The 24,059-nt window shown below is 68.0% G+C and carries 20 protein-coding genes, 2 tRNA genes and 1 pseudogene; 10 read left to right on the forward strand and 13 right to left on the reverse strand.

Translation table 11 applies throughout. From position 1 onward, the window contains the following. Window positions 1–34 precede the first annotated feature (34 nt). Together EV138_RS04465 and EV138_RS04470 are read left to right on the forward strand one after the other, a co-directional pair. Window positions 35–1,456, forward strand: coding sequence for a M1 family metallopeptidase (locus tag EV138_RS04465; RefSeq protein ID WP_202866615.1), 1,422 nt, complete (start codon window positions 35–37; stop codon window positions 1,454–1,456). 81 nt (window positions 1,457–1,537) lie between these two features. Then, window positions 1,538–2,329 (forward strand): maleylpyruvate isomerase family mycothiol-dependent enzyme, encoded by a 792-nt coding sequence (locus EV138_RS04470; protein ID WP_133977166.1) that lies wholly within the window; start codon window positions 1,538–1,540, stop codon window positions 2,327–2,329. On the opposite strand, the gene EV138_RS04475 is transcribed toward EV138_RS04470, so the two are convergent. After that, window positions 2,326–2,739: a hypothetical protein gene (locus tag EV138_RS04475; protein ID WP_133977167.1), complete on the reverse strand. Its 414-nt coding sequence runs from the start codon at window positions 2,737–2,739 to the stop codon at window positions 2,326–2,328. The two genes, EV138_RS04470 and EV138_RS04475, sit on opposite strands and share 4 nt — an antisense overlap. A 104-nt stretch (window positions 2,740–2,843) precedes the next feature. Between EV138_RS04475 and EV138_RS04480 the strand changes: the two genes are divergently transcribed. Both EV138_RS04480 and EV138_RS04485 read left to right on the forward strand, forming a co-directional pair. Further along, on the forward strand, window positions 2,844–3,386 hold the full coding sequence (locus EV138_RS04480) for a hypothetical protein (RefSeq protein ID WP_133977168.1): 543 nt from the start codon (window positions 2,844–2,846) through the stop codon (window positions 3,384–3,386). A gap of 114 nt (window positions 3,387–3,500) precedes the next feature. After that, window positions 3,501–3,573, forward strand: a tRNA-Asn gene (locus EV138_RS04485). A 330-nt stretch (window positions 3,574–3,903) separates the two neighbouring features. On the opposite strand, the gene EV138_RS37165 is transcribed toward EV138_RS04485, so the two are convergent. Continuing rightward, window positions 3,904–4,047 (reverse strand): hypothetical protein, encoded by a 144-nt coding sequence (locus EV138_RS37165; RefSeq protein ID WP_166678484.1) that lies wholly within the window; start codon window positions 4,045–4,047, stop codon window positions 3,904–3,906. A 139-nt stretch (window positions 4,048–4,186) separates the two neighbouring features. On the opposite strand from EV138_RS37165, the gene EV138_RS04490 reads away from it, so the two are divergent. The 4 genes and pseudogenes from EV138_RS04490 to EV138_RS37885 all read left to right on the forward strand — a co-directional run. Beyond that, a tRNA-Ile gene (locus EV138_RS04490) sits at window positions 4,187–4,263 on the forward strand. Window positions 4,264–4,370: 107 nt separating this feature from the next. Then, window positions 4,371–4,841, forward strand: a complete 471-nt coding sequence (locus tag EV138_RS04495) for a MarR family winged helix-turn-helix transcriptional regulator (protein ID WP_133977169.1) — start codon at window positions 4,371–4,373, stop codon at window positions 4,839–4,841. Beyond that, a complete protein-coding gene (locus tag EV138_RS04500; RefSeq protein WP_133977170.1) occupies window positions 4,838–6,370 on the forward strand; it encodes an FAD-dependent monooxygenase in 1,533 nt (510 codons plus the stop codon). The genes EV138_RS04495 and EV138_RS04500 overlap by 4 nt, the downstream gene beginning before the upstream one ends. A gap of 118 nt (window positions 6,371–6,488) precedes the next feature. Continuing rightward, window positions 6,489–6,621 (forward strand): annotated as a pseudogene (locus EV138_RS37885) (IS481 family transposase); the annotation flags it as partial. A 51-nt stretch (window positions 6,622–6,672) separates the two neighbouring features. Here the strand turns inward: EV138_RS37885 and EV138_RS04510 are convergent. The 4 genes from EV138_RS04510 to EV138_RS04525 all read right to left on the reverse strand — a co-directional run bounded on the left by EV138_RS04510 (window position 6,673) and on the right by EV138_RS04525 (window position 13,042). Beyond that, window positions 6,673–7,704 carry a phosphotransferase enzyme family protein gene (locus EV138_RS04510; protein WP_133977171.1) on the reverse strand — a complete coding sequence of 344 codons (1,032 nt, stop codon included), beginning with the start codon at window positions 7,702–7,704 and terminating at the stop codon, window positions 6,673–6,675. Window positions 7,705–7,833: 129 nt separating this feature from the next. Next, complete coding sequence (locus EV138_RS04515) at window positions 7,834–8,628, reverse strand: DUF8692 domain-containing protein (protein WP_133977172.1); 795 nt, start codon at window positions 8,626–8,628, stop codon at window positions 7,834–7,836. Window positions 8,629–8,807: 179 nt separating this feature from the next. Continuing rightward, window positions 8,808–11,759, reverse strand: coding sequence for a glycoside hydrolase family 3 protein (locus EV138_RS04520; protein WP_133977173.1), 2,952 nt, complete (start codon window positions 11,757–11,759; stop codon window positions 8,808–8,810). 611 nt (window positions 11,760–12,370) lie between these two features. After that, window positions 12,371–13,042, reverse strand: a complete 672-nt coding sequence (locus tag EV138_RS04525; protein ID WP_133977174.1) for a hypothetical protein — start codon at window positions 13,040–13,042, stop codon at window positions 12,371–12,373. Between the two features lie 140 nt (window positions 13,043–13,182). Between EV138_RS04525 and EV138_RS04530 the strand changes: the two genes are divergently transcribed. After that, complete coding sequence (locus EV138_RS04530) at window positions 13,183–15,129, forward strand: sensor histidine kinase (RefSeq protein ID WP_133977175.1); 1,947 nt, start codon at window positions 13,183–13,185, stop codon at window positions 15,127–15,129. After that, a complete protein-coding gene (locus tag EV138_RS04535) occupies window positions 15,120–15,770 on the forward strand; it encodes a LuxR C-terminal-related transcriptional regulator (protein WP_133977176.1) in 651 nt (216 codons plus the stop codon). Before EV138_RS04530 ends, EV138_RS04535 begins: the two co-directional genes overlap by 10 nt. On the opposite strand, the gene EV138_RS04540 is transcribed toward EV138_RS04535, so the two are convergent. The 7 genes from EV138_RS04540 to EV138_RS04570 form a co-directional block, all read right to left on the reverse strand. Next, complete coding sequence (locus EV138_RS04540) at window positions 15,771–16,652, reverse strand: sigma-70 family RNA polymerase sigma factor (RefSeq protein WP_133977177.1); 882 nt, start codon at window positions 16,650–16,652, stop codon at window positions 15,771–15,773. 119 nt (window positions 16,653–16,771) lie between these two features. Next, complete coding sequence (gene dnaG / locus EV138_RS04545; protein ID WP_133977178.1) at window positions 16,772–18,676, reverse strand: DNA primase; 1,905 nt, start codon at window positions 18,674–18,676, stop codon at window positions 16,772–16,774. Window positions 18,677–18,734: 58 nt separating this feature from the next. Further along, window positions 18,735–19,976, reverse strand: a complete 1,242-nt coding sequence (locus EV138_RS04550) for an NAD(P)/FAD-dependent oxidoreductase (protein ID WP_133977179.1) — start codon at window positions 19,974–19,976, stop codon at window positions 18,735–18,737. A gap of 113 nt (window positions 19,977–20,089) precedes the next feature. After that, on the reverse strand, window positions 20,090–21,322 hold the full coding sequence (locus EV138_RS04555) for a deoxyguanosinetriphosphate triphosphohydrolase (RefSeq protein WP_133977180.1): 1,233 nt from the start codon (window positions 21,320–21,322) through the stop codon (window positions 20,090–20,092). Between the two features lie 54 nt (window positions 21,323–21,376). Next, window positions 21,377–21,982, reverse strand: coding sequence for a dihydrofolate reductase family protein (locus EV138_RS04560; protein WP_133977181.1), 606 nt, complete (start codon window positions 21,980–21,982; stop codon window positions 21,377–21,379). Window positions 21,983–22,089: 107 nt separating this feature from the next. Beyond that, on the reverse strand, window positions 22,090–23,268 hold the full coding sequence (locus tag EV138_RS04565) for a GH12 family glycosyl hydrolase domain-containing protein (RefSeq protein WP_202866616.1): 1,179 nt from the start codon (window positions 23,266–23,268) through the stop codon (window positions 22,090–22,092). 119 nt (window positions 23,269–23,387) lie between these two features. Beyond that, the gene (locus EV138_RS04570) at window positions 23,388–24,041 is read right to left on the reverse strand and encodes a TetR/AcrR family transcriptional regulator (RefSeq protein ID WP_238157954.1); all 654 of its coding nucleotides are present in this window, start codon (window positions 24,039–24,041) and stop codon (window positions 23,388–23,390) included. Between the last annotated feature and the right edge of the window lie 18 nt (window positions 24,042–24,059).

Here is a 24,059-nt window from a genome sequence, read left to right on the forward strand (position 1 = left end):
CACGCCGGCCGTTGAGGAATGCCAAGGAGGAGTCATGGGACGTGCCGACCATCGCCGCCGTCTTCTGTTGATCAGCTGCGTTGCGACCCTCGGATTGCTGGCCACGGCGAACCCGGCGGCGAACGCCGCGCCAGGACGAGCGCCGCAGTTCTCCCCTGGTGCAGCCGGCGCGGGCGATCCTTACTTCCCTGACATGGGCAACGGCGGCTACGACGTCAGCCATTACGACATCAGGCTCGCGTTCGATCCCCGAACCAAGGCGATCAACGCGACCACGACGATCCTCGCCAGGGCCACGCAGAACCTGTCACGCTTCGACCTGGACTTCCAGGGACCGCTGAAGATCAGCAAGCTCTCGATCAACGGGCGGCCCGCCTCCTTCACCCGCAGCGGTGCGCAGGAGTTGGTGATCACGCCGGCGCACGGCCTGCGCCGAGGCAGCAAATTCGCCGTCGCCGTGACCTACGCAGGGGTCCCGCAGAAGATCGACGACCCGGCGCTGGGCGTTTCCGGCTGGGTCGCCACCAAGGACGGCGCGGTCGCCCTCAACCAGCCCATCGGCGCGGCCACCTACTACCCGGTGAACGACACGACGGACGACAAGGCGACGTACACCCAGACCATCACTGTGCCGACCGGACTCACCGTCCTCGCCAACGGCGAACCCGGACCGACCACCAAGCACTCCGGCCAGACCACCTTCCGCTGGCACATGAACCAGCCGATGGCCAGCGAACTGGCCATGATCGCGATCGGGAAGTACAACGTCACCCGCAGCGTGGCGGCCGGCCTGCCGAACATCACCGCCATCGGTCAATCGATCGATACGAAACCCGGCCAGGGCAAGGTGCTCAACCAGACCACGGCGCGGATCATCCAGTGGGAGTCGTCGTTGTACGGGCGCTACCCGTTCGGCTCGACCGGCGGCATCATCGCCGACATCGGCGTCCACTACGCCCTCGAGACCCAGGGCAGGCCGGTGTACGACCAACGCACCAGCAAGGTCAGTGGTGACCTGCTCGCGCACGAACTCGGCCACCAGTGGTTCGGCGACAGCCTCACCCCTGTGCACTGGTCGGACATCTGGCTCAACGAGGGCTTCGCCAGCTACTCGCAGTGGCTTTACCAGGAGAAGTTCAACGGCGTACCGGTGAAACAGAGCTTCATGGAGGCCTACAACGGCGAGAAGGACTGGACCGGCAAGGTGGCCGACCCGGGCCGGGACCACATCTTCGACGACCTGGTCTACAGCCGCGGGGCGATGACGCTGCAGGCGCTGCGGCTCAAGATCGGCGACCGCGCCTTCTTCCAGGTGCTCAGCCAGTGGCCGACGACGTACCGGCACGGGAATGTCTCGACGCAGACCTTCATCCGGTTCGTCGAGCGGCTGACCCATCGCGATCTCGGTGCGTTCTTCCACACCTGGCTCTACCAGGCGGGCCGGCCGACGCTCTGACGGACGCGGCAGGAATGGATCGGGTGAGCGGGTGGTTGCTCCCGTGGGGGTCTGCCGCGTGATCATTCTGAGGAGAACGTTGTGAGCAACGCCGATACAGTCATCGCCGCTCTGCGGTCCGGGTACGACGACCTCGCAGAGGTGGTCGAGAAGTTCAGTGACGCCCAGCTGACCGGTCCGTCGGGCGCAGCCGAGTGGGACATCTCGCAGGTGCTCAGTCACCTCGGCAGTGGCGCGGAGATCATGACGTCGACCGTGCGCGCCGCCCTCGACGGGAACCCTGCTCTTGGTGGCGACTACAACCAGTCGGTCTGGGACCGCTGGAACGCGATGACGCCCAAGGAGCGCGCGGACGGTTTCCTGGAGAAGAACGAGACCCTGATCGCTCTCTTCGAATCGCTGGACGCCACCCAACGCGAGGAACTGCGGATCGATCTGGGCTACCTGCCGGAGCCCGCGGATGTGGCGACCGTCGCGCGGATGCGGCTCAACGAGTTCGCCCTGCACTCCTGGGACGTCCGCGCAGGGCTGGACGAGAAGGCCACCGTCGCGCCGGAAGCGGTCGTCGAACTGTTGGGGGGTCCGAACAACCTGATCGGCTGGATCAGCAAGCCGGACGCCCTGAACGGCTCGTTCTCGGTGATTCAGGTCTCCACTTCCGACCCGGCCGCCGAGCTCACGCTTCGTCTGAACGATCCGGTGAGCATCGACAACGCCCCGGCCGACAACGCCGATGGCACGTTGACGTTGCCGGCCGAAGCCTGGCTGCGACTGCTGGCCGGCCGGCTGCGGCCGCAGTACACGCCGGAGACCGTCAAGACCACCGGCGCCGCCAGCCTCGAAACCCTTCGCCAGGTCTTCGCGGGCTACTAAGCCGTACTCCGGCCGTCGGCCGCGAGCTCCGCGGCCGACGGGCTGGTGCTCGATGGTCCGGTGCTCGATTGGCCGGGGCTCGATGATCTGGTGCCGGCCAGTTCGTGGCTTGTGGTCGCCCGGTCGTTGCTGGTGGCAGCCAGTTCGGGAGCCGCGGGGCTGGTGCTGGCGAGCTCGAGGTCGGCGCGGGACTGGGGCAGCATCCAGGCCAGCGGCTGGCAGAGGACCTGGCCGACGACGGACTCGCTGATCTGGAGCAGGTTGGCGATACGCCGTACGGCATCTGCTTCGTCGGCCGCCGAGTAGAGCAGGTGGACCACTTCGTGGCGATGGGCGAAGACGACCAGTGCGGCCGCGGCCAGCCCGGGATCCGCGTGAGCAGGTTGAGTGTTTTCCCCGTGGTTGTTCACAACCAGACAACGCCTGTTCTCGTAGATTGGTCACGGCGGGGGCGGATCGCCGGTCTGCGGGCCTCGGCCGGGGCGGCATTTCGACGGGCTGACACCATGGGGACGTGCTCAGACTTCGCCGTTCGTCCTGGCCTACCGAACTCACCGACGCCGTGCGGATCGCCGCGCGTCACTCCACCAGCGGCAAGGAAGAGATCCTGGCGGCCGTCCAGCTGACCACCGGCCACTGGGTCGCCGGGACTCGCGCCGCCGTCTACCTGCCGACCGAGAGCACCACCGCGGTACGCCGAGTCGGCTGGGAGAACATCGAACGCGCCTCCTGGAACTCCGACGAGTCGATCTTGCACGTCTACGAGACGACAGCCTTCGGTACGCCGTTGCGCGCGACCGATCTCCCTGTCGACGACCCGGGCCGCTTCGGGCAGCTACTACGCGAACGGGTCGACGCAAGCGTCGTCATCCAGCGCCACGTTCCGCTGGCCGGCAAGAAGGGTGTCCGGATCGTCGGGCGCCGCAACCCGGCCGACACGAACGCCGCCATCGCGTGGAACTTCGTTCTGGACAAGGGATTGGAGCCCGACCAACCCGGCCTGCTCGACCGCGCCGAGGCGGCCCTGGCCGGCGTACGGGACGAGTTCGGAGTCTGACCAGGAAGCGGTTTCAGCCCGGAAACGAGACGCCAGGAATCCCATTTTTGTAGTTCGCCCCGGGCCTGCTAACCTAATCCGGTCCTCAGGGATCGGGGGCAGGAAACACACCGATCCCGCGTAGCTCAATTGGCAGAGCAGCCGGCTGTTAACCGGCAGGTTACTGGTTCGAGTCCAGTCGCGGGAGCAACACCACACCACCCAGAGACCGACTCCACCCGGAGCCGGTCTCTTTTTCATCCGCGTCGCGCCTCCTACGTCGGCCGCTCGACCACCCACCCCGAGCCGCCACTCCTCCGTCGCGCCTCAGCAACTGCCTGGCGGCCGTGGTCGCCTCGGTGCGCCGACTTCGTACGCTTCTCGCCACCAGCTCAGCCGCCGGTTCTCGATCCAGCGTCCGGTGGGGCGTCGGTCCGCCTTGCCCGCGGCCACCGGACACCAACCGATTGTGTATCCACCACCGGCGCCACCGCAGGCGTGTCTGTCCGCCTCAGCGCCTGCAGGCGCCTTCAACGACCTACTTGCGCCCGTCCTTGCGGCGGTCGATTGCGCGCTGGATACGGTGTTGCGGCTGACCTGTCAGCTTGGCGATCAACGGCACCCGGAACCGGTACGCCGCCACGGCGCCCACCACGAGTACCAAAAAGATGAACCAGCCCATCGAACGCTCCTTCACTAGGACCAGCTCCCATCATCGCCGACAACGAGCCGCCACAGCTCAGTCATCACCCTGACCAGTCCCTGGTTTCCCACCACGACCCGATACCATCACCCAGCGACGCCGACACAACCAGTCGCCCGGGGCGGTAGCTCAGCCGGTTAGAGCAGGGGACTCATAATCCCTGGGTCGTGGGTTCGAGTCCCACCCGCCCCACCACGAGAAACCTCAGGTCAAGGGCTGTTGCTCGACACCACTTGATCATCCATAGGAGCATCCCTCGCTAGCCGAATGTCGGAGACCTCTTGGGCAGATATAGTTCCTGCATGGAAGGAAGTGATGTGGTTTGGAGCATTGTGCGGTCGCTGCATCGGTCGGCGCAGGTGCAGCGGCGAGGGGCGGCGGCTTCGGAGATCGGGCCTGTTGCTCTTGGCTTGCTGAATTTGGCCGCGCAGGGTGGCGTACGGCCGAGCGTGGCGGCGGAGGAACTGGATGTTCCGCCGCAGTCGGTGACGCGGGCGGTCGCGGAGTTGGAGGTGCTCGGGTGGGTGCGCCGCGTTGGTGACGCCTCTGACGGGCGGTCGTACGTGATCGAGGCGACCGCAGCCGGGCGGCGAGAGCGCCAGCGGTTCCAGGACGAGTTGATCGCGCGGTTCTCGAGACACCTCGCGGGCTGGAAGCCTGAGGAGATCCGTCGGTTCGCCGGCCAGCTCGACAGCCTGGTGACCTCGCTTGCCTCCGACCTGCCCGTCCATCCGAAGCCGGAGCGGAAGCCGAACGCGTGGAGGACGCGATGAACACGGTCAACGACGTCGAGGTGGTCGTCGTGGGGGCGGGCCTGACGGGCCTTGCGGCGACGGCGTTCCTCGCGCAGCAAGGGGTTCGGGTGCTGACAGTCGACCAGCATCCGGGTACTTCGGTACATCCGAAGGCGCGGCTGGTGAATGTCCGCTCCATGGAGCTCTATCGCGCCCTAGGAGTCGAGTCGGAGGTGCGCGCAGCGGGCGAGCCGAACAGAGGTTTCCAGGTCGCCGGCACCCTGGCGGGTGACTGGGAGACGTGGATCGAACCACCTGCGGACGAGTCGGACGCGGCAGGTCTGAGCCCGACAGTCGCGTACTCGTGTGACCAGCAGCGCCTGGAACCGATCTTGCTGCGATACGCGCGAGAACGGGGCGCGACCGTTCGGTTCGACACCACCGCCGTCCTGACCGACCCCATTGAGGGGCGGCCGACGGTCACCCTTCACGGGAGAGGCGGCGAGGAGACCGTGGTACGCGCTCGATTCGTCATCGCCGCCGACGGGGCCCGCAGCAGCATCCGCACCCAACTCGGCATCGCGCTGCGCGGCGAGAAGGTCGAGGGCGAGTCAGTCAGCGCCGTCTTCCGCGCTTACCTCGAACCTGCGCTGCGCGGGCGGCAGGTGAACGCGATCATGTGCCGCGATGCAGCAGCGTTCCTCTTCGCCCGCGGTACCGAGAACGACCGCTCCTGGCAGCTCGGAACCTACCTGCGGCCCGGATGGGAGGCACTGGCGCCGGACGCGCTGAGCGACAAACTGATCGAGGTCATCCGAGCCGCGACCGGCCTACCGGGCCTGCGGCCGGTGATCGAGGACACCGCCAGGTGGACTACCGGCGCCTACGTCGCCGACCGATTTCGCGTCGGCCCGGTGTTCCTTGTCGGAGACGCGATCCACGTCATGCCTCCGTACGGCGGGTTTGGGGGCAACACCGGGGTTCAAGATGCCCACAACCTCGCGTGGAAGATCGCGGCCGTCTGCCGGGGCGATGCGGCCGATGCCCTGCTGGACAGCTACGAGTCCGAACGGCGACCGATCGTCGAGCTGACTGTCGCGCAAGCCCTGCTGCGCTCCCAGAAGACGCCGGGGCAAGCACCGCCGGAGGCGCAGATCGACGCCATCAGTATCGCGCTCGGCTTTCAGTACGGACGCGACGGCGGCGTCCCGGTCGAGGATCCCGTCAGCCCCAGCGGAGAGCCGGGGACGCGCGCGCCACATGTGCGCCTCGCCGACGGCCGCAGCACGATCGACCTCCTCGATCCCGTCCGCTTCACTCTCATCGGGCCGAACACCAGCCGGGTTCTGCGGGAACTCACCGAGCATCCGACCGACCTCGTCGCTGCCGCCCCCGTCGACACCAGCGTCATCGACTCGTCCCAGCGCAAACGCTGGGAGGGCATCTACGAGACAGACCGGACCGAAGGGCTCCTCGTCCGACCCGACGGCATCATCCAGGCGAGGATCGGAACCAGCTCCGACCTGCACGCTGTACTGCGTTCGTGCCTCCAGCTGCGATCGGAGTAGATGTGGCCTAGGGCAACAATCGGAGAACGGGGTACCGGCGTGCAACAGCCGAGGCCTGCGCACCGAAGCTGGCCGGACCAACCGGAGGTAGGTCGCCGCACTCGCACCTGGGCAGACCGACTCAACCAACCAGCGCAACGTCGCCCTGCCCGACTGGCTGCAGTTCTGCAATCGTCACCGAGCCCATTCCGCAGAACGTGGGCTGGCCACCCATCACCCGACTGAGCAACCTTCCTGGATGTCACGTCTAACCGGGGCCGGTGGCTGTGTATCTCAGCAGTGGTTGGCCCACCGCTGGGGCGTCAGTCCAGGAGCCTTGCCCAGTCGTCCAATTCCCGCAGCATCCGCGGTAGGTGTTCGGCGGCGTCGAGGAGTGAGCGGGTGCAGAACTCGACCTGCTCCGCGCTCTCGTCGCGATGCCCCAGCGCCACCCATAGGCACCAGGCGGTGAAGCTGAGGTGCCCGATGAGCAGCCCGGCGAAGGCGGTCGCGTCGGCGGGCCCGGCCGGGCCGCCGTGGTCGCGGTACGACGCGATCAGCGGCCGGACGATCCGGGCGTCGCCTCCCGCAATGCTCCGTTCGTCGGCAGCGGCGAGCCGGACGGCGTTGCTTGCCGCGTCCCACCACGGGACGTCGGCGGTCGCCGACTCCCAGTCGATCAGCACCAGTCCGGTCGGCGTGGCGAGGATGTTGGCTCGGGCGGCGTCCCCGTGAGTCATCGTCAGGGGCGGACGGTTCCGCAGCGCGTCGGCGATCAGGTCGGCCGAGTCCTCGGCCACGCGGAGTACGGCGCGGGCGGCCAGGCCCAGCGCCGGGTCCGCCGTGCCCTCAGCCTGGCGGACCCAGTCCCGCCATTCGTCCAGTGAGTGGACCGGCGACGCGTCGGCGTCTTGGTCGACCGCCACGTCCAGCCGGGCGATCCGGGCCAGCACACCGCCGAGCCAGGAGGCCAGCTCCTCATCGGGAACGCGGGCGTCCCGCAGGTCGCGTCCCTCCACCCACTCGGTCACCCTGGCGAGGTCGCCGCCCGCGTCCGGCGGCGCGTACCAGAAGCCCATGCTCGGCTCGGGCGGTTGGACGGGGCGCGGCATGGGGATGCCGGCAGTCGCGGCGGCGCTCTCCAGCCGGTGCACGGTCCAGGCCTTCGTGCGCTGCCAGTCGGACAGGTCAGGACGGTCAGCGGAGCCGAGGCGGTCGTGCTTGACCACCCAGCGACCCTTCGTCGTCGACACGATACGGGTGACGGCCGGCCGATCCCCGTTGGCCAGCGGGCGGTCCTCCAGTACGGGCCCGAGACCGAAAGCATCGGCGACCTGCTCGGCGTTGATCGGCATCCGGGGATGATGCCACGCGCAGTACCGGGCGTGCGACGCACTTTCCGACCGACAACCCAGGGGGAATGGCCGGCAAGGGCTGCAATACCGGCAAGCTTCGAGCCCCACCGCTCCACCCAAACAGCCGGGCTAGCAACCTGGGTCTGGTAGGCGTGTTGGGCTGGGCAGGTGGGCCTCACCGGTCAACCGGGGGCAGACCAGGAAGGCAGCTAGTCCGCCGCCGATCCATAGCCAGCCTGCGAGTTCGAGGCATTCCTCGATGGCTACTTCGATTTCGTAGCCGGGGGTGCCGCGGCCTTGGCCGCCCGCGAACAGCAATGGGCTGCAAAACTCCAGGCCGACCGCGAGTACCAGCGCGAGTAGTCCAGCACGGACCAGGGCTCGCTCGGCCGGGTCGGCGTTCTCGGCCACGCGCCAGAGCTGGACGAGTAAGGCTGCGAGAAGCGGCAGGTACAGCAGGGGCCACAGCAGCCGGCCGGCGTGCGGGAACGGCGAGAGCAATCCGCCGATCCTTTCGTGGATCTGGATGAAGTCGTCGAACGACAGGAATGCCACCGTTGCTGCACAGAAGGTCAGGGTGGCAGGACGGACTGACCCCGCCGCCAGTAGGCCGAGGACGGCAGCAACCGCTGCCTCCACTGCGACTCCCGTCCAGCCCATGATGCTCTGGTCCTTGTCGGCATCAAGGATCCCGAAGCGGCCGTCCAACACCAAGGTGTTGACGAGGTGGCTGACCGCCAGCACCGCAGACAGCGCGACAGAAGTGATCCATGCGAAGCGCAGGATTCTCGAGCGAGTCAGGCCGGCCGCAGTCTGCGACCCGGTGACGGGCTTGTTCAGGTAAACGCGAAGGGGCGATGGTGAAAGCCGGACCAAGCGGTCGGTGACGGGCAGCAACCATGCTTGGACTTGAGATACAGGCATCGGTCTCCCCCGGCCGGCAGGCGCAATATGGTTCAGCGCACCGAGGATACGAGTACACGTTGCTGTAGTCCCCGAGTCGGCGGGCGTGTCGACGACCGCTGATCGATCTCGGCGCCGCGGTCAGTGCGGCGCGGGGTGGTCCCGGGTCGGGCGGAGGGGGTGCCCGACCCGGGAGTCGGTTAGGTGATGGTCAGGTTGCGGATGTTGGTGTCGGGGGCGGTGAAGACGAGGTAGACGTCTTGGATGCCGTGGGTCAGGTGGGTGTTGAGGGAGGTTGTGGTGGTCGTCCAGGTGTAGTGGTCGGGGGTGGCTGGGATGGCGAGGGTGCCGGCGAGGGGGCCGGTCGGGCTGCCCAGGCGGACTTCTACCGTCCCGGTTCCTGCCGCGGAGCGGGAGACGGCGGCCTGGAGTTGGGTGGCTCCGTGGCCCAGTTGGACGTGCTGGAAGGAGATCCAGTCGCCTGCGGTCGTCTTGCCGACGGCGTCGCCGCGGACCTTGGTGGCGTCGATGAGCTCGATGCCGGAGTAGTCGTCGAAGTCCGTGGCGGCCGTGGGCTTGCTGAGGTTCCGGGGCGGGATCACCTCGCCGCGGACGGCCACCGTCGTACGGGCCCTGATGTCGGCCGACGAGCTGCCCACCTGCACGTCCTGGAGGGCGGACTCGACCACCCACTTGTTGCGCGTCACGTCCCAGAACGCCAGGTCACTCGCCTTCACCTCGAAGGAGACGGTACGACGTTGGCCGGGCGCGAAAGCCAGTCGTTGGAACCCACGCAGCGTCTTGACCGGTTGGGCCACCCGCGAGGTGCGCTGAGAGGTGTAGAGCTGGACGACCTCGTCGCTCGCGGTCCGGCTGGTGTTGGTCACGTCGACGCTGACCTTGAGCCGTCCGTTCGCCGGAAGGACCGGCGAGCTGACGCGCAGTCCGGAGTACCGGAAGGTGCCATAAGTCAGGCCGTGGCCGAACGGGTAGAGCGGACTCGCGCGGTGGTACTGGTAGGTCCAGCCGGCCTTGATCACGTCGAAGTCGAGCGGATCGGGCAGCTCCTTGTCCGTGCGGTACCACGTCTGCGGAAGCCGGCCGGATGGCGAGTAGTCGCCGAACAACACGTCCGCCAAGGCGTGACCGGTCTCCTGGCCCGCGTGCGAGGTCCACAGGACCGCCTTCGCCTGCGTCCAGTCCCCCGTCAACGGATAGCTACTCTCCAGCACGACAACGGTTTTCGGGTTGGCAGCCGTGACGGCCTTCACGATCGCCTGCTGACCGGCGGCCAGAGCAGTGTCTTGGCGATCGTTGTCCTCGCGGCCGTTGATGAACGGAGTACTGCCGACCACCACGACCGCCGTGTCCGCCTTCTTCGCGGCCGCTACCGCGGCAGCCGTGCCGCTGACCAGGACCTCTCGCGTGAACTGGGCCGCCGTGTCCTGCGTGGCCGCGCCGATGGTGAGCTTCCCGTCGGCGTCGAGAACGATGTACTGATTGGGGCCGTTCCAGGGCTCCTTGACCTCGTTGCCGCGGTACCGGAGTACGTAATTGCCGTTGGCAAGCTTCTCTAGGCCGAACTGCTGCTGTACGAACCAGCCGTTGGGCTTGTCCTGGTCGTTCGCCAATCCGTTTCCGCTGCGGGAGACGTACTTGCCGTTGGCAGCCGAGCGCAACGCGAGGCGCCCGCCGCCCCAGTCGAAGACGTCCAGTGACTGGGCAGCTCCCGCCGCCGTCGCGTCCGCGGTCAGAGCGCCACCAGTGGCCCCAGCCGGCGCGGTGACATATTTGCCAGTGGCAACTGAACGGAGCGCGATCCGGTCCACGCCTTCGGTCGTGGTGACCGTGCTGCCGGCGCCGAGGCGCTCGGTGATCCCGCCGCTCGGGGTGACCCGGTACGGCATCGTGCCCGAATACCAGTCCTCGTAGACGGTGTCGGCCAACTGACCGATCACCGCGACATCCTTCGTCTTGGCAGCATCGAGCGGCAGGGCCTGGTGCTTGTTCTCCAGCAGGACAACCTGCTTGCGGGCAGCCTCGCGGGCGAGTTCCCGGTGAGCCGGAGTGTCGATGCTGTCGGCGCCGATCTTCTCGTACGGGTTCCGCCCGGCCGGGTCGAACTCGCCCAGCCGGAAGCGGACCGAGAGCAGGTGCTCGACCGGCTTGTCGATATCCGCCTCGGTGAGCAGACCCTTCGCCAGCGCCTCCTTGACGGCGGCAACGGTCGGGCCGCCGTTGGCGTCGTTCTCGGTGAAGCTGTCGAGACCGGCCTTGATCGCCGCGGCCGCGCCCTCGGCAGCCGTCGGGTAGTAGCCCTGGAGACCACTGACGTTGCCCGCTCCCCCGGCGTCGCCGACGATCATCAGGTCATCTTTCGACCAGGAACGCACCGTTTCGCCCAGTTCGGGTGAGACGTGGGTGGGCCTGCCGTTCAGCAGGTTGTACGACGCCATCACGCCAGTCGCGGCGCCTGCGGTCAGGGCCGGCTGGAACGCCTTGTACTCGTACTCGTGCAGCACTCGCGGCCGGACGCTCGCGGACACGCGAGCACGATCGGTCTCGACGTTGTACGAGGCGAAGTGCTTCAAGGTCGGAGCGGTCTTCAGGTAACGCGGGTCGTCGCCCTCCAGACCACGCCCGTACGCCGTGGCGATCTCGCTGGTCAGCAGAGGGTCCTCGGCGTAGCCCTCCTCGTTCCGGCCCCACCTCGGGTCACGCAACTGGTTCACCACGGGCGCCCACAGGTTGAGGCCGTTCTTCGCCGGGTCGATCTTGTTGTAGGCCCTCGCCTCGTCTCCGACGGCTGAACCGACCCGCTTGATCAGGCTCGGATCCCAGGTACTGCCGAGTCCGACCGCCTGGGGGAAGACAGTTGCTTTGCCCAGCCAGGCGACGCCGTGAAGCGCCTCGGTACCGGTCTTGAAGGAGGCGATGCCCAGTCTCGGGATCGCGGGCTGGTACTGGTGGAGCAGCGAGATCTTCTCGTCGAGCGTCAGGCGGCTGGTCAGGTCGTTCACCCGGGTTTTCAGCGGCAGGTCAGGGTTGCGGAACTCCGGCAGCGGTTCAGCCCGGGCGGGTTGTCCCACCAGGAAGGCGGGGACGAGCAGCAGCGCCACCAGGGCGGCCCCAAGTCGATGGCGATAGGTCATGGCGGTTCCCTCCGGCGATGAATCGAAGCGCTTCGACTATCGGGGCAAGAACCCGCCTCGTCAAGAGCAGAAGAGGCGGAGTCGAGTTCGATCCCGCCCCGCTGAGCTGCAATCCACGCTCACCACACGCTGGTCGCCCGAGAAGATTGCCGGAAGTAGTTGCGGTTGCGGGGAGGGCGGGTTGGGCCGAGGGCGAGCTCGGCTCGGGGAGGACGGTCGCGGGGAGGACGGTCGCGGGGAGGGCGGGTTGGGCCGCGGGCGACCTCGGTTCGGGGAGGACGGTCGCGCGGAGGGCGACGGCGGGTTAGCCGACGGCGGGCGGCACGGGAGGCACGGGAGGCGATGGCGGTTCGGCGACGGCGGTTCGAGGGAGGCGGTCGCGGGGAGGGTGCCGGCGTCGCGGGGAGGGCGGCGGCGCGGCGGGCAACGAAGGTTGGGGGCAGGAGATGCGCGGAGGGCGACGGCGTGCGGCGAGGGCGGGTGTGGGTAGGGCAACGGTCGCGGGAGCGGTAGCTGCGGCGACGGCGTGCGGCGAGGGCGGGTGTGGGTAGGGCAACGGTCGCGGAGCGGTAGCTGCGGCGACCGTTGCGGCTCGGGGGACGGGATCGTGGTTAGGGGGTGGTGGGGTGGCGCCAGAGGGTGGTGGCGAGGCAGAGGGACCAGATCAGGGAGAGGATGATGGTGAACTGGCCGATCATCGCGGCGCCGGCGATCAGGATGAGGGTTGAGCAGGCGAAGCCGACGTAGGCGAGCCATTTCGGCAGGATGTGGGTCCGCATGACGACGACCGAGACGGCCAGGATGGTCAAGCCCAGGGCTGTCATGGCGACGCTGCCGATCAGGTCGTAGTTGAGGGCGGTGGAGTAGCGCAGGACCTCGAGGCCGGGCAGCGGTTCGCCATCGACCTTCACCATTCGCCCGATCACGCCACGCAGCGCCGCTGAGACCAGCAGCGTCGTACTGAAGATCAGGCCCATCGAGCGGGCGAACATCGCCCATTGCCGCGCGGTGCTCCTCGCCGTGAGCGTCGTGAAGTAGTTGATGATGACAACGAACAACAAGGCGGCCGCGATCGCGCAGTACTGCGAGACGATGCCGGCCAGTTGTTTGTCGCTCTCCTGCCACCACGCGAGCAACTTCGCGTCGCTCGCCCGGTGCGGTACGTCGACGCTGGCAACGGTCCAGAAGAACGCGACCGCGAAGAGAGCCGCCGCGGCCGCCGCGACCTTGGCCGCTGACGTCCTTGCTGTCCGGGTGTGAGTAGGTGCTGTGGTGGTTGCCATGACGAGACTCCTCGAGATCGGGCCGGTTGAGTGCGTCCAGCGTCGATCTTTCGTGCGGCGGGAGCGACGGAGTGGGCACTGGTCTTCGGATCAGGGCTGTCCCTGAGTACGCCGTACGGATTTCCTGCCACTATGACGAGATGAGCAGGATCGCGGGGAGACTGGCACGGGTGGTGACCTGGCCGCTCGGACCTGCGCTCTTCGTCGGCATGGGTGTGGTCCAGAGCCGGCTCGACGGTGCCGTCCCGATGGCACCCTCGGACGTCCTGTACCTGGTCGCCATGCTGGTCTGCTGGGTGGTGGGCGTCGTCCTCACCTGGCGAGTCGTCGATCAACCCGCCGGCTGGGCCTTCCTGGGACTCGGCACCGCCCTGGCCTGGAGTGGGTTCGCCGAGCTGTACGCCGGTCTTGCGCTCAGCTCACACCAGGCGTCGCACGGTCCGTTGATGGCGACCTTCAGCGACAGCAGCTTCGTCTGGTGGTTCCTTTTCCTTGCCCTCGGCCTCCAATTCACGCCGGCCGTCCGGCCTTCGTCGCGGATCCTGCCGATCCTGACGGTCGTGTCCGGCACAGTCTTCCAAGTAGCCGCTCTGCTGCGCTCCACACAGCTGGAGCGTCCGTACGCCGATCTCGTCAGCCCCTGGGCGATCAAGGGATTCGCCGGCCCGATCTCCGTCCTGGCCGCCGTCGCGGTGATCGTGCTCGGCCTCTGCCTGCTGGCCTCGGTGTATGTGCTCGTCACGGCCTTCCGTCGTGCGCGGGGCGACGCCCGTCGGCAGTTGCTGTGGCTGGTCGCCGGTGCGGCACCGCTCGCACCAGGTGTGATCGCGTCGTTCGCAGTGTCGTACGCCGGATTCGACACCGTCGCGGGCTGGGTGCTCAGCGCCTGCGTGATCACTCTCGCGTTGGGTGCCGCATTCTCTGTGGCGAAGTACCGCCTGTACGACGTCGAGCGGATCGTCACCGACTCTGCCGCGTACGCGATCTCGACCGGCTCGGTCATCGCCGTCTTCGGTCTGGTGGTCGTGGTCATCACGAAAAGCCTTCCTGTGCAGGGCGATTCACAACTGCTGACGATCCTGGCCACCTTGGCCGCGAGCGGTGTCGCCCGGCCGGCGTACGTGTGGGCCCGGCGGGTCGTCGATCGTCGTTTCAACCGGCGCCGCTTCGACGCCGTCCAATTGCTACGAGCCGGGCTGGCCCAGCCGTCGCCCGATCTCGATGCTCTGCTGATCGAAGCGACCGGAGATTCGCAAGCGCGCGTGCTCTTCCCGGCCGATGGTGGCTGGGTCACCTCCGACGGTCGCGCGGCCGTGCCTGGTCCGCACGTGGTCGACTTGCTTCGCCGGGACCAGGTGGGTGCGCGCATCGAGTTCGACCCGTCGCGGTGCGATCGCGCCGTCGTGGAAGCGGTCGTCCATGAAGCCTCGGCAGAGATCGACAACCTGGGTCTGCGGGCCGAACTCGCCAAGCAGGTCGAGCAGATCACCGAGTCGAGGGCCCGCCTCGCCGGCGCGTATCTGGAGGAACGTCGCAGGATGGAGCGCGACCTCCACGACGGCGCCCAGCAACGTATTCTCGCGATCGCCCTGCAGCTCCGCTCCGCCCGCGTCAACGGCGCCGACGCCGTACTACGGGCCGAAGTCGACCAGGCCATCACGGATCTCGCGCTCACGGTCCAGGACCTCCGCGACCTCGCGAGCGGGCTGCAGCCGGCCGCGCTGGCCGGTGGCGGTCTCCGGGCCGCGACCGACGAGCTGGCCAGCCGGATCCCGGTCCGCATGAAGCTCGACGTGATCGACCAACGGTTCTCCGCTTCGGTCGAGAGCGCGGCCTGGTTCGTGATCGCGGAGGCGGTCGCGAACGTCGTCAAGCACGCCCAGGTCGAAGAGGTGGCGATCCGGGTGTCTGCCAACCGATCGGAGCTGCGGGTCGCCGTTCTCGACCACGGGGTTGGCGGCGTCGATCCCCAGGGCCGCGGGCTGCAAGGGCTGGCCGACCGGATCGCCGCTCTCGGTGGAGCGCTGTCGGCCGGTGACCAGCCGGGCGGCGGGACCAGAGTGGAGGCGGTGCTGCCATGCGGGTAGTCATCGCCGACGACTCCGCACTGCTGCGGGAAGGCCTTGCCCGGCTGCTGGCCGAATCCGGAGTCGAGGTCTGCGAGAAAGTTGCCGACGGCACCGGATTGGTTGCCGCGGTCGACCGCCATCGCCCCGATGTCGCGATCGTCGACATCCGGATGCCGCCCACCTACACCCACGAGGGCGCGGTGACGGCGATCGAGCTTCGCGACCGGATCCCCGCTCTCGGCGTGCTGCTGTTGTCCCAGGCCGTCGAGACCCATTTCGCCTCCCAGTTGTTGGAGCGTCATGCCGAACGTTTCGGCTACCTGCTGAAGGACCGGGTCGTCGATGTCGAGACCCTGATGGGCGCGTTGCGCACGATCTCCGCCGGCGGGACGGTGCTGGATCCCGAGATCGTGCGGCATCTGATGCGCGCGGATTCCGCCGGCGACCCGCTAGCTGCGTTGACCGAGCGGGAACGCGACGTGCTCGCCCTGATGGCCGAAGGCCGGTCCAACTCGGCGATCGCGCAGCGGCTGACGGTCAGCCTCAAGACCGTCGAAAGCCACATCGCGAACATCTTCAGCAAGCTCGGTCTGCACGGCGCCCAGGACGACCACCGCCGCGTCCTCGCAGTACTGGCCGCTCTTCGCGGTTCGCAGTAGTCAGGCGGCATAGTCGCGGAGGGTTCTTCTGCAGCGACGACGCAACGCTCGAAGTGCGTCACGTTCCAGGGTGGACGTCTGCTCTGGTGTGAGGCCGAGCTGCTCGGCGGTCTCCTCGAGGGTGGTGGGCGGCCGGCCGGTCAAGCCGAAGCGGAGGCGCAAGACGGTCTGGCCGAGGTCGTCGAGGAAGTCGAGCTGATGATTGAGATCACGGCGTAGCGCGGCTTGCAGGACGATCGACTCGTCGTCGATCTCCAGATCCGTCTCCTCCACATCGAGGGAGTCGGGGCGGACCTTCCAGGCGTTCGCGCGCTCGACCCGCGCCGGGGTCAGGCACGCTGCTGCCGCCACCTCCGCGGCGGTCGGCTCCCGGCCCAGTCGCTGGGTCAGGTCGCGGTGGACGGCCGCGACCCGGGTCGCGTCGGTGTAGGCCTGCGCCGGCATCCGGATCAGCCGTGATCGATCGGAGACGGCGCGGCCGATGGCCTGGCGGATCCACCAGATCGCGTACGTCGAGAACCGGTGGCCGCGGCGGTGGTCGAAGCGCTCGATCGCGCGCATCAGGCCGAGGTTGCCCTCCTGGATCAGGTCCAGCAGCGAGACCCCCTTGCCGGCGTACCGCTTGGCGAGGGAGACGACCAGGCGGAGGTTGCCCTCGATCATCCGGCGTCTGGCCTGCCTGCCCAGCTCGGCCACGGCGAGCAGGTCGGCCCGGTCGGCCGGTGCCGCGCCCTCGAGCCGGTCGGCGGCGAGCAGCCCGGCCTCGATCCAGTACGAGAGCTCCCGGACCTCCTCCAGGGTGAGTAGTTCGTGCCGCCCGATATCGCGCAGGTAGGCGACGAGCGCGCTGACGTCGGCGGGTTCGCAGTCGAGTTCGGCCATCGGTAATCCCCTCTCTCGAAAGGGATAGTGCCGCGAATCGAGCCGTCCGAGCGGGCGAAATCCGAACCGGTGGATAAACCACCGTAAGTGACCGAGAGGTAACCGTCAGCTGTGGATAACTACAGTGCTCCGGAGATCGCCTGAGCGCGCAGATCCGTGCGGTACCGCTCCAGCGCGATCAGTTCGCCGAACATCCGGTTGTAGTCGTCGGCCCGGTCGATCGGGTTCGTCCGCTGCAACTTCGACTTGAGATCCGCGATCCGGCGCAGGCAGGTCAATTCCTGCAGACGGGCCAGATGCGCCCGCGCGTACGACTCGTCCGGCTCCCGATCGATACGGATCGGATCGACCGCGAGAGCGCTCACGACGGCAGCAGCCGGGTCGTTCCCCATCGCCTCCCGCACCGCAACGACCCACGCCTCCCCCGGCGCAGCCGCCACCGGACCACCAACCTTCGCCATCGCGGTCCGCACGGCGGCCAACCACGGATGCGTGAAGTCCTGATCATCCAGCTCGTCGAAGGCGGCACCGACCAGCGCGGGATGCTGCATCGCGATCTTCAGCACGTCCCACTCGATCACGAACCGCTGGTCCCGCGGCGACGGCAGATCCACCCGAGGTGGCGGCGGCGCCTCAGAAGTCACCGTCACCGGTCCACGATCCACCGGCGCAGCAGGCGCCGCGACCGGTCGCGAGGCCGCGCGATGCACCTCGGACCGCACCTGGTCGACCTCCATGCCCAGATGCCCCGCGAGCTCGCGGGTGAAAGCGTCCACCTTCGATCGGTCCCGGATACTCACCACCAGCCGCGCCGCATCCCGCAGCGCGTCCACCCGGGTGTCCATCCGGTCCAGGTCGTACTTCGACAGCACGTTCGACAACACGAACCGGTACAGCGGGACCCGCCGCCCGATCAGCTCCCGTACCGCGGCGTCGCCCTTCTGCAGCCGCAGGTCGCACGGATCCAGCCCGTCCGGCTCCACCGCCACATACGTCTGCGAAGCGAAAGCTTGGTCCCCACTGAACGCCTTCAACGCGGCCCGCTGCCCGGCCTCGTCACCGTCGAAGGTGAAGATCACCTCGCCCCGGAACTGGTCGTGATCCAGCAGCAACTGCCGCAGTACTCGCGCGTGATCGTCACCGAACGACGTCCCGCAGGTCGCGACCGCGGTCTGTACTCCGGCCAGGTGGCAGGCCATCACGTCCGTGTACCCCTCGACGACCACCGCCTGCTTGCCCTTGGCGATCTCGCGGCGAGCCAGATCCACGCCGTACAGGACGCGCGACTTCTTGTAGATCGGGGTCTCGGCCGTGTTGAGGTACTTCGCCTCGATCTTGTCGTCGTCGAAGATCCGCCGGGCGCCGAAGCCGATCACGTCGCCGCCGGCATCCCGGATCGGCCACATCAGCCGGCCGCGGAACCGGTCGTACAGCCCGCGCTGGCCGTCCGAGCACAACCCCGACGCGAGCAGTTCCGCGTTGGTGAAACCACGACCACGCAGATGCGCGACCAGCGATTCGCCGCCACGCGGGGAGAATCCGACGCCGAACTGAGCCGCCGCGTCGCGATCGAAGCCGCGCTTGTCCAGGAACTGCCGCCCGAGCATCGCTTCCGGAGCGCCGAACAACTGCTCCGCGTAGTACTCGGCGGCGACCTTGTGCGCCTCGACCAGCCGGGGCCGCTGGTTGGACTGCGAGCGCTGGATCGGCGCGCCCGACTCGTCGTACCGCAGCTGGATGCCGACCTTCGCGGCCAGGGTCTCGACGGCCTCGTGGAAGGTGATCTGATCGATCTTCTGGATGAAGTCGATCACGTCGCCGCCCTCTTGGCAGCCGAAGCAGTAGAAGAAGCCGCGGGCCGGGGTGACGTTGAACGACGGCGACTTCTCGTCGTGGAACGGGCACAGCCCCTTCAGCGAACCACCGCCGGCGTTCTTCAAGGTGACGTACGAGCCGACCACTTCGTCGATCCGAGCACGCTCGCGCACCAGCGCGATGTCCTCTTCCTTGATCCGACCTGCCACGCAGTGAGTCTACGGTCCAGCCGAAGTGGTTGAGACCTCGGCCGGACCGCGCACCCGATCAGACCTCGGCCAGCTCCACCGAGGAGTCCGCCAGCCGCTCGGGGTCGACCGAACGGCCGGACCGGATCAGGTCCCGTACTCCGTCGATCGCGCCCCAGGTGTTGACGTGCATGCCCGCGAGCACGTGGTTGTCGTCGTCCAGCCAGAACGCCAGATAGGCGCCCGAGGCCGGGTCGCCGCGCAGCACGACGTGGGGCGACATACCGCGCGGCACGTCACCGACGTACTCCATGCCGAGGTCGTACTGGTCGGTGAAGAAGTACGGGATCAGGTCGTGCGACACGTCCTGGCCGAGCATCGCCTTCGCGGCCGCCTTGCCGGTGTCCTTGGCGTTCTGCCAGTGCTCGACGCGGATGGAGCGGCCGAGCAACGGGTGGTCCCAGCGCACCACGTCGCCGGCGGCGTACACGTCGGGGGCCGACGTCCGCAGGTCCGGACCGGTGACGATGCCGGATCCGTCCTCGCGCGACGCGACCTCGATGCCGGCTGCTTCGGCGAGCTCGGTGTTCGGCTGGACGCCGACTCCGACGATCACCAGGTCGGCCGGGATGACCTCGCCGTTCGACGTACGGACGCCGGTCACCTTGTCGGTCCCCTCCAAACCGTCGACGCCGGTACCGAAACGCAGGTCGACACCGTGCTGTCGGTGCAGGTCCGCGTAGATCCCGCCGACCGTCTCCCCCATCACCGAGGCGAGCGCGGTGGACTGCGGCTCGACGACGGTCACCTCGGAGCCTCGTTCGCGGGCGGCCGAGGCCGCTTCGAGCCCGATCCAGCCGGCGCCGACGACGACCACGCGCGGCTTCGCGGCGTACGCGTCGGTCAGCGTCTGCGACTCGGCGGCGGTCCGCAGATAGTGGACGCCCGGCAGGTCCGCACCCGGTACGTCGAGTTGGCGGACCCGGCTGCCGGTGGCGATCAGCAGCTTGTCGTACGACCGCTGGGAGCCGTCGTCCAGCGTCACGGTCTTCGCGGCGGGGTCGATCGCGGTCACCGTGGTACCCAGGCGCAGCTCGATGTTGTTGTCGTCGTACCACTGCTGGTCGTGGAGCTGCGCGGATTCGGTCTCCTTCTTGCCGAGCAGCACATCCTTCGACAACGGCGGTCGCTCGTAGGGCAGCTCGGTCTCACTGCCGATCAGGACGATCGCGCCCGTCCAGCCCTCGTCCCGCAAGGTCTCGGCCGCCGACGCTCCGGCCAGGCTCGCTCCGACAATCACCATCCGCTGTTCGTTGCTCATGCCCAAGACATTAATCCTTCAAGCTTCTTGAAGCAGGCCGACACTGCTCTGGGGAAGGGAAGGAAGGCGGTGGGCTGGTTGGTCAAGCTTCTTCAAGCAGGCCGACGGCCGGGTCAGGTGGTGAGGCGGGTGTGCCAAGCCGCGGCGGAGGGGTCGGTGAGGGAGGCGACCTGGTCGATGATGACGCGGAGGCGGGCGTTGTCGTCAACGGCCTCGGCGAAGTCGGCCGCGAAGGCGGCGTCCAGGTGCTGGGGTGCGGTCTTGGTCAGCGCCTCGACCAGTTCGGTCAGCAGTTCGCGCTGGATGGCGCGCCGGTGCTGGCGTTCGGGCGACTCGAGCACGTGGAACATCCCGATGCCTTTCAGCAGCGCGATCTCCGTGCGAATACCGTCCGGGACGACCAGGTCGGCGTCGTACCGAACCAGCCGGGAGCGCCCGAACCGCGCATGGGTCGCCTGCTCCGCCGCAGTACAGAACCGGCCGATCAGCTGACTGGTCAGGTCCTTCAACCCACCCAGCGCACGCCGGCTGTCGTCGAAAGAAGCGCTCGGCCAATAGGGCAGCGAGGTCAGCCGCCGCCATCCTTCGTCCAGTTCCGCATCTGTTGCCTCAGGCAAATAGATCCGCCGCACCGTCCGCCAGTACGGCGTACGCTCGGCGCCCACCTGCTCGAGATCGATGTGGTGCGCAACGATCCCGTCCTCGACGTCGTGCACCGAATACGCCACGTCGTCGGCGAAGTCCATCACCTGCGCCTCCAGGCAGCGCCGGTCCCCCGCCTCGACACCTTGCCGCAACCACTCGAAAACCTCGGCGTCGTCGTCGTACACGCCGAACTTCCGCTCGCCCTCGCGCCGCAGCCACGGGTACTTCGTCGCCGCGTCCAGCGTCGCCCGGCTCAGGTTGAGCCCGACGCTGCGACCGTCCGGCCCGAACGTCTTCGACTCCAGCCGGGTCAGCAACCGCAGCGTCTGCGCGTTCCCCTCGAACCCACCGATCCCCTCGGCCAACTGGTCGAGGGCGCGCTCCCCGTTGTGCCCGTACGGCGGATGGCCGAGGTCGTGCGCCAGGCAGGCCGCGTCGACGATGTCCGGATCGCAGCCGAGCGTGCTCGCGAGTTCGCGTCCGATCTGCGCGACCTCGAGACTGTGCGTCAACCGGTTCCGCACGAAGTCGTCGCTACCGGCGGTCGCGACCTGCGTCTTCGCCGCGAGCCGGCGCAACGCGGCACTGTGCAGCACCCGGGCCCGGTCGCGCGCGAACGCCGTCCGCCCCGGCCGCTTGACCGGCTCCGCGACCCACCGCTCCGCGTCGTGCTCGTCGTATCCCTCGTACTGCTTCCTCATCACGACTCACAGTAGCTCCCGCCACCGACAGTTTCGCCAACTCCACAACGCCCTTCACGACATGCAGTAGCGAAGCCAGACGACGCCGCCCTCGAACTCAACCGCATTGGCCAGGCGAAGGTCGTAGCGTTCAGCCGGAGCCCACCGCCGCCCGGACCCCACGACGACCGGATGAACCAGCAACGCCAACTCGTCGACAAGCCCCAATTCGAGCAGTACTGCGAGGAGGCGGCCGCTGCTGTCGACGCGGACGACCTGCGCGTGATGGCGCGAGCCGAGCAGTTCGAGCGCCTCGGCGAGGTCGACGCGGTCGTAGCCGGTGATGAGTTCCGGGATCACGCTGTCCAACGGGCGCGCGGGTGTCTGGTCGGCGTACAGGGCAAGGACGTCCGACCAGTAGCCGAGTTCGCGGAGCGACTCCCACTCGCGCACGCGCGCCCGGCTGTCCACGACGGCAAGGACCGGCCCAGCCGCCCGTACGGCGCGTCGCTCTGTGGACCGGAGAGCCTGCTCCTGGGCCAGGATCGTGTCGGCGCCGATCAGCGTCACATCCTCCTGCCACAAGGTCGCCAGGGCATAGAACCGCGCCTGATCGACGGCGAACCCGCTGGTCACCCCGTCGACCGACACAGCCACCTGTGCGACCACGTGCGGTCTCATCGCCACAGCCACCTCATGCCCAGAACGCTAGCCAGGCCCACCGACAGAACCCGGCAGCATCAAACGGGAGTGGTGCCCCGCGGACTGATCGCGGGGCACCACTGGCTTCAGCGCAGCGACCAGACCTGGTTGGCCTGGGGGCCGGAGCCATTGCAGGCGTAGATCTGGATGCCCGTGCCGTTGGCGGTCTGCTGACCGCTTGCGTCCAGGCACTTGCCGGACTGGGGGTTCACGACGGTGCCGTTGGAGTTGACCTGCCAGTTCTGTGCACCCGTGCCGTTGCACGACCAGAGCTGCACCTGGGCGCCGTTGGCGGTGGATCCGCCGGCGACGTCGAGGCACTTGCCCGACTGCGGGTTGACGAGAGTGCTTCCGGTCGGGGCCCAGCGCTGGGCGCCGTTGCCGTTGCAGTCCCAGAGTTGCACCCGGCTGCCGTCGGCTGTGGCGCCACCAGAGACGTCCAGACAACGGCCGCTACCGAGGCCGACGATCTCCTTGGCGGTCCCGCCGCCTCCGCCCCCGCCGCCCGTACCGGCCGTGACATCTGCGGAGAAGCTGGTCACGGCCAGCCCGGCGCCGCCGTTCCAGGGCTCGAAGCCGGCCTGGATGCTGGTGAGATACCAGCTGGTGGTGACCTGGGTCCGGGCGTCGACGTCCCGGACGAAGTCCATCACGTTGAACGACATGCCGGAGATGGCCGAGGGCGCGACGTACGAGACGACGTCGTTGCCACCGTTCCAGCCCTGCCAGACCTCCCAGGTCCTGCCAGCGACACTGGTGGTGCCGACCGGGCTGCCGACCGGACTGATCGAGCCCTGGCGATTGAGCCAGATCATGATCTCCATCTGGTTGACGCCGGTGGTCTTGGGCGTCGGGTCGAGCCAGATGTCGTAGGAGGCGTCGTAGGTGCCGCCCACATAGGAGTAGCTGATCGAGGAGTTGGCGCTACCGATCTGGCTGAGCTGCCGCGGCAGGTTCGTTCCGGGCGAGCAATTCGTGTAATGGCAGCCGACATAGATCGACGGGTAGGACAGCGGAGCGCCGTTGGTGGGGGCGGATCCCTGCTGTGACGTGATCTGGAAGCCCGATCCGGTCACATTGATGCACTGCTGCGCGCTGCTCCCCCACCGGTTGTTCTGTACGACGTACTTGCCGCCGATCGTGGTGGAGCCGAACTGCTCGCAGATCTGGGTGTCGGCCTGCGCTGGGCCGGCCCCGATCGTCGGGACAGCCAGTATCGCCGCGGCAGTCATCAGGACGGCGGACCACAAGCGTGTTTGCCTCATAGCGATCCTCTTTCGTTTGGGCGCATTTTGGGAGCGCTCCCAAAATGGATGTGCACCGATGAAAGCACGCTGGTCACGGAGTGAGAAGGGTCAAGCACAGATTGAATCGTTTTGGACTTTCACGCCCAGGGCAGCGTGGTGCCGGGGGTGGCTGCGGCTTCGAGGCGGGCGCGGACGGACTGCCGCGCTCGCGAGAAGACCGTGTCGATCTCGTCGCGCAACAGGGACGCCAGGTTGGCCGATTCGCAGAAGGCGTTGAGCTCGAACGCTAGCTGCGCCGGGTCGGCAGCCAACTCGCCCGCATCGCGCGCCTCAGTGGCGCACTGCTCGATCAGGCCGAGCCACTCACGGTCGACCGAGACCAGGAAATCATGGACCGGGCCCGAACGCGCACCGAACTCGTGGCTGACCTTGGCGAAGAAACAGCCACCCGGAAAGACCCGGCGTTGCGAATAGTCCAGCCAGCTCTCGATCAGCCGCCAGAGCCGGCCGAAGCCCGGCTCGACTGCGAGCGCAGGCTCGACGACCGCGTCGACATAGATCCGCCGGGCCGCGCGGATCGTGGCGAGTTGAAGTTCTTCCTTGGAGCCGAAGTGCGCGAACAGGCCGCTCTTGCTGATCTCCAGTTCGCCGGCCAGCCGGCCGATCGACAGCCCCTCCAGCCCGTCCACCGAGGCGATGTCGACCGCGCGCCGCAGTACTGCGCGGCGGGTTTGATCGCCCCGGACCAGCCGGCCGTCGGTCCGCGTCTGCATCGCCGTCTCCTTCGCCATCTTCCGCGTAAGCCTACG

This window comes from Kribbella voronezhensis, assembly GCF_004365175.1.
Lineage (GTDB): Bacteria > Actinomycetota > Actinomycetes > Propionibacteriales > Kribbellaceae > Kribbella > Kribbella voronezhensis.

Bases quoted from the DNA above. Each gene is read 5' to 3' on its own strand.
- EV138_RS04515 (WP_133977172.1), bottom strand. From the start codon at position 8,628: ATGCCTGTATCTCAAGTCCAAGCATGGTTGCTGCCCGTCACCGACCGC.
- EV138_RS04565 (WP_202866616.1), bottom strand. From the start codon at position 23,268: ATGAGGCAAACACGCTTGTGGTCCGCCGTCCTGATGACTGCCGCGGCG.
- EV138_RS04555 (WP_133977180.1), bottom strand. From the start codon at position 21,322: ATGAGGAAGCAGTACGAGGGATACGACGAGCACGACGCGGAGCGGTGG.
- EV138_RS04560 (WP_133977181.1), bottom strand. From the start codon at position 21,982: ATGAGACCGCACGTGGTCGCACAGGTGGCTGTGTCGGTCGACGGGGTG.
- EV138_RS04500 (WP_133977170.1), top strand. From the start codon at position 4,838: ATGAACACGGTCAACGACGTCGAGGTGGTCGTCGTGGGGGCGGGCCTG.
- EV138_RS37165 (WP_166678484.1), bottom strand. From the start codon at position 4,047: ATGGGCTGGTTCATCTTTTTGGTACTCGTGGTGGGCGCCGTGGCGGCG.
- EV138_RS04525 (WP_133977174.1), bottom strand. From the start codon at position 13,042: ATGGCAACCACCACAGCACCTACTCACACCCGGACAGCAAGGACGTCA.
- EV138_RS04465 (WP_202866615.1), top strand. From the start codon at position 35: ATGGGACGTGCCGACCATCGCCGCCGTCTTCTGTTGATCAGCTGCGTT.
- EV138_RS04530 (WP_133977175.1), top strand. From the start codon at position 13,183: ATGAGCAGGATCGCGGGGAGACTGGCACGGGTGGTGACCTGGCCGCTC.
- EV138_RS04570 (WP_238157954.1), bottom strand. From the start codon at position 24,041: ATGGCGAAGGAGACGGCGATGCAGACGCGGACCGACGGCCGGCTGGTC.
- EV138_RS04540 (WP_133977177.1), bottom strand. From the start codon at position 16,652: ATGGCCGAACTCGACTGCGAACCCGCCGACGTCAGCGCGCTCGTCGCC.
- EV138_RS04520 (WP_133977173.1), bottom strand. From the start codon at position 11,759: ATGACCTATCGCCATCGACTTGGGGCCGCCCTGGTGGCGCTGCTGCTC.
- EV138_RS04495 (WP_133977169.1), top strand. From the start codon at position 4,371: ATGGAAGGAAGTGATGTGGTTTGGAGCATTGTGCGGTCGCTGCATCGG.
- EV138_RS04535 (WP_133977176.1), top strand. From the start codon at position 15,120: ATGCGGGTAGTCATCGCCGACGACTCCGCACTGCTGCGGGAAGGCCTT.
- EV138_RS04510 (WP_133977171.1), bottom strand. From the start codon at position 7,704: ATGCCGATCAACGCCGAGCAGGTCGCCGATGCTTTCGGTCTCGGGCCC.
- EV138_RS04550 (WP_133977179.1), bottom strand. From the start codon at position 19,976: ATGAGCAACGAACAGCGGATGGTGATTGTCGGAGCGAGCCTGGCCGGA.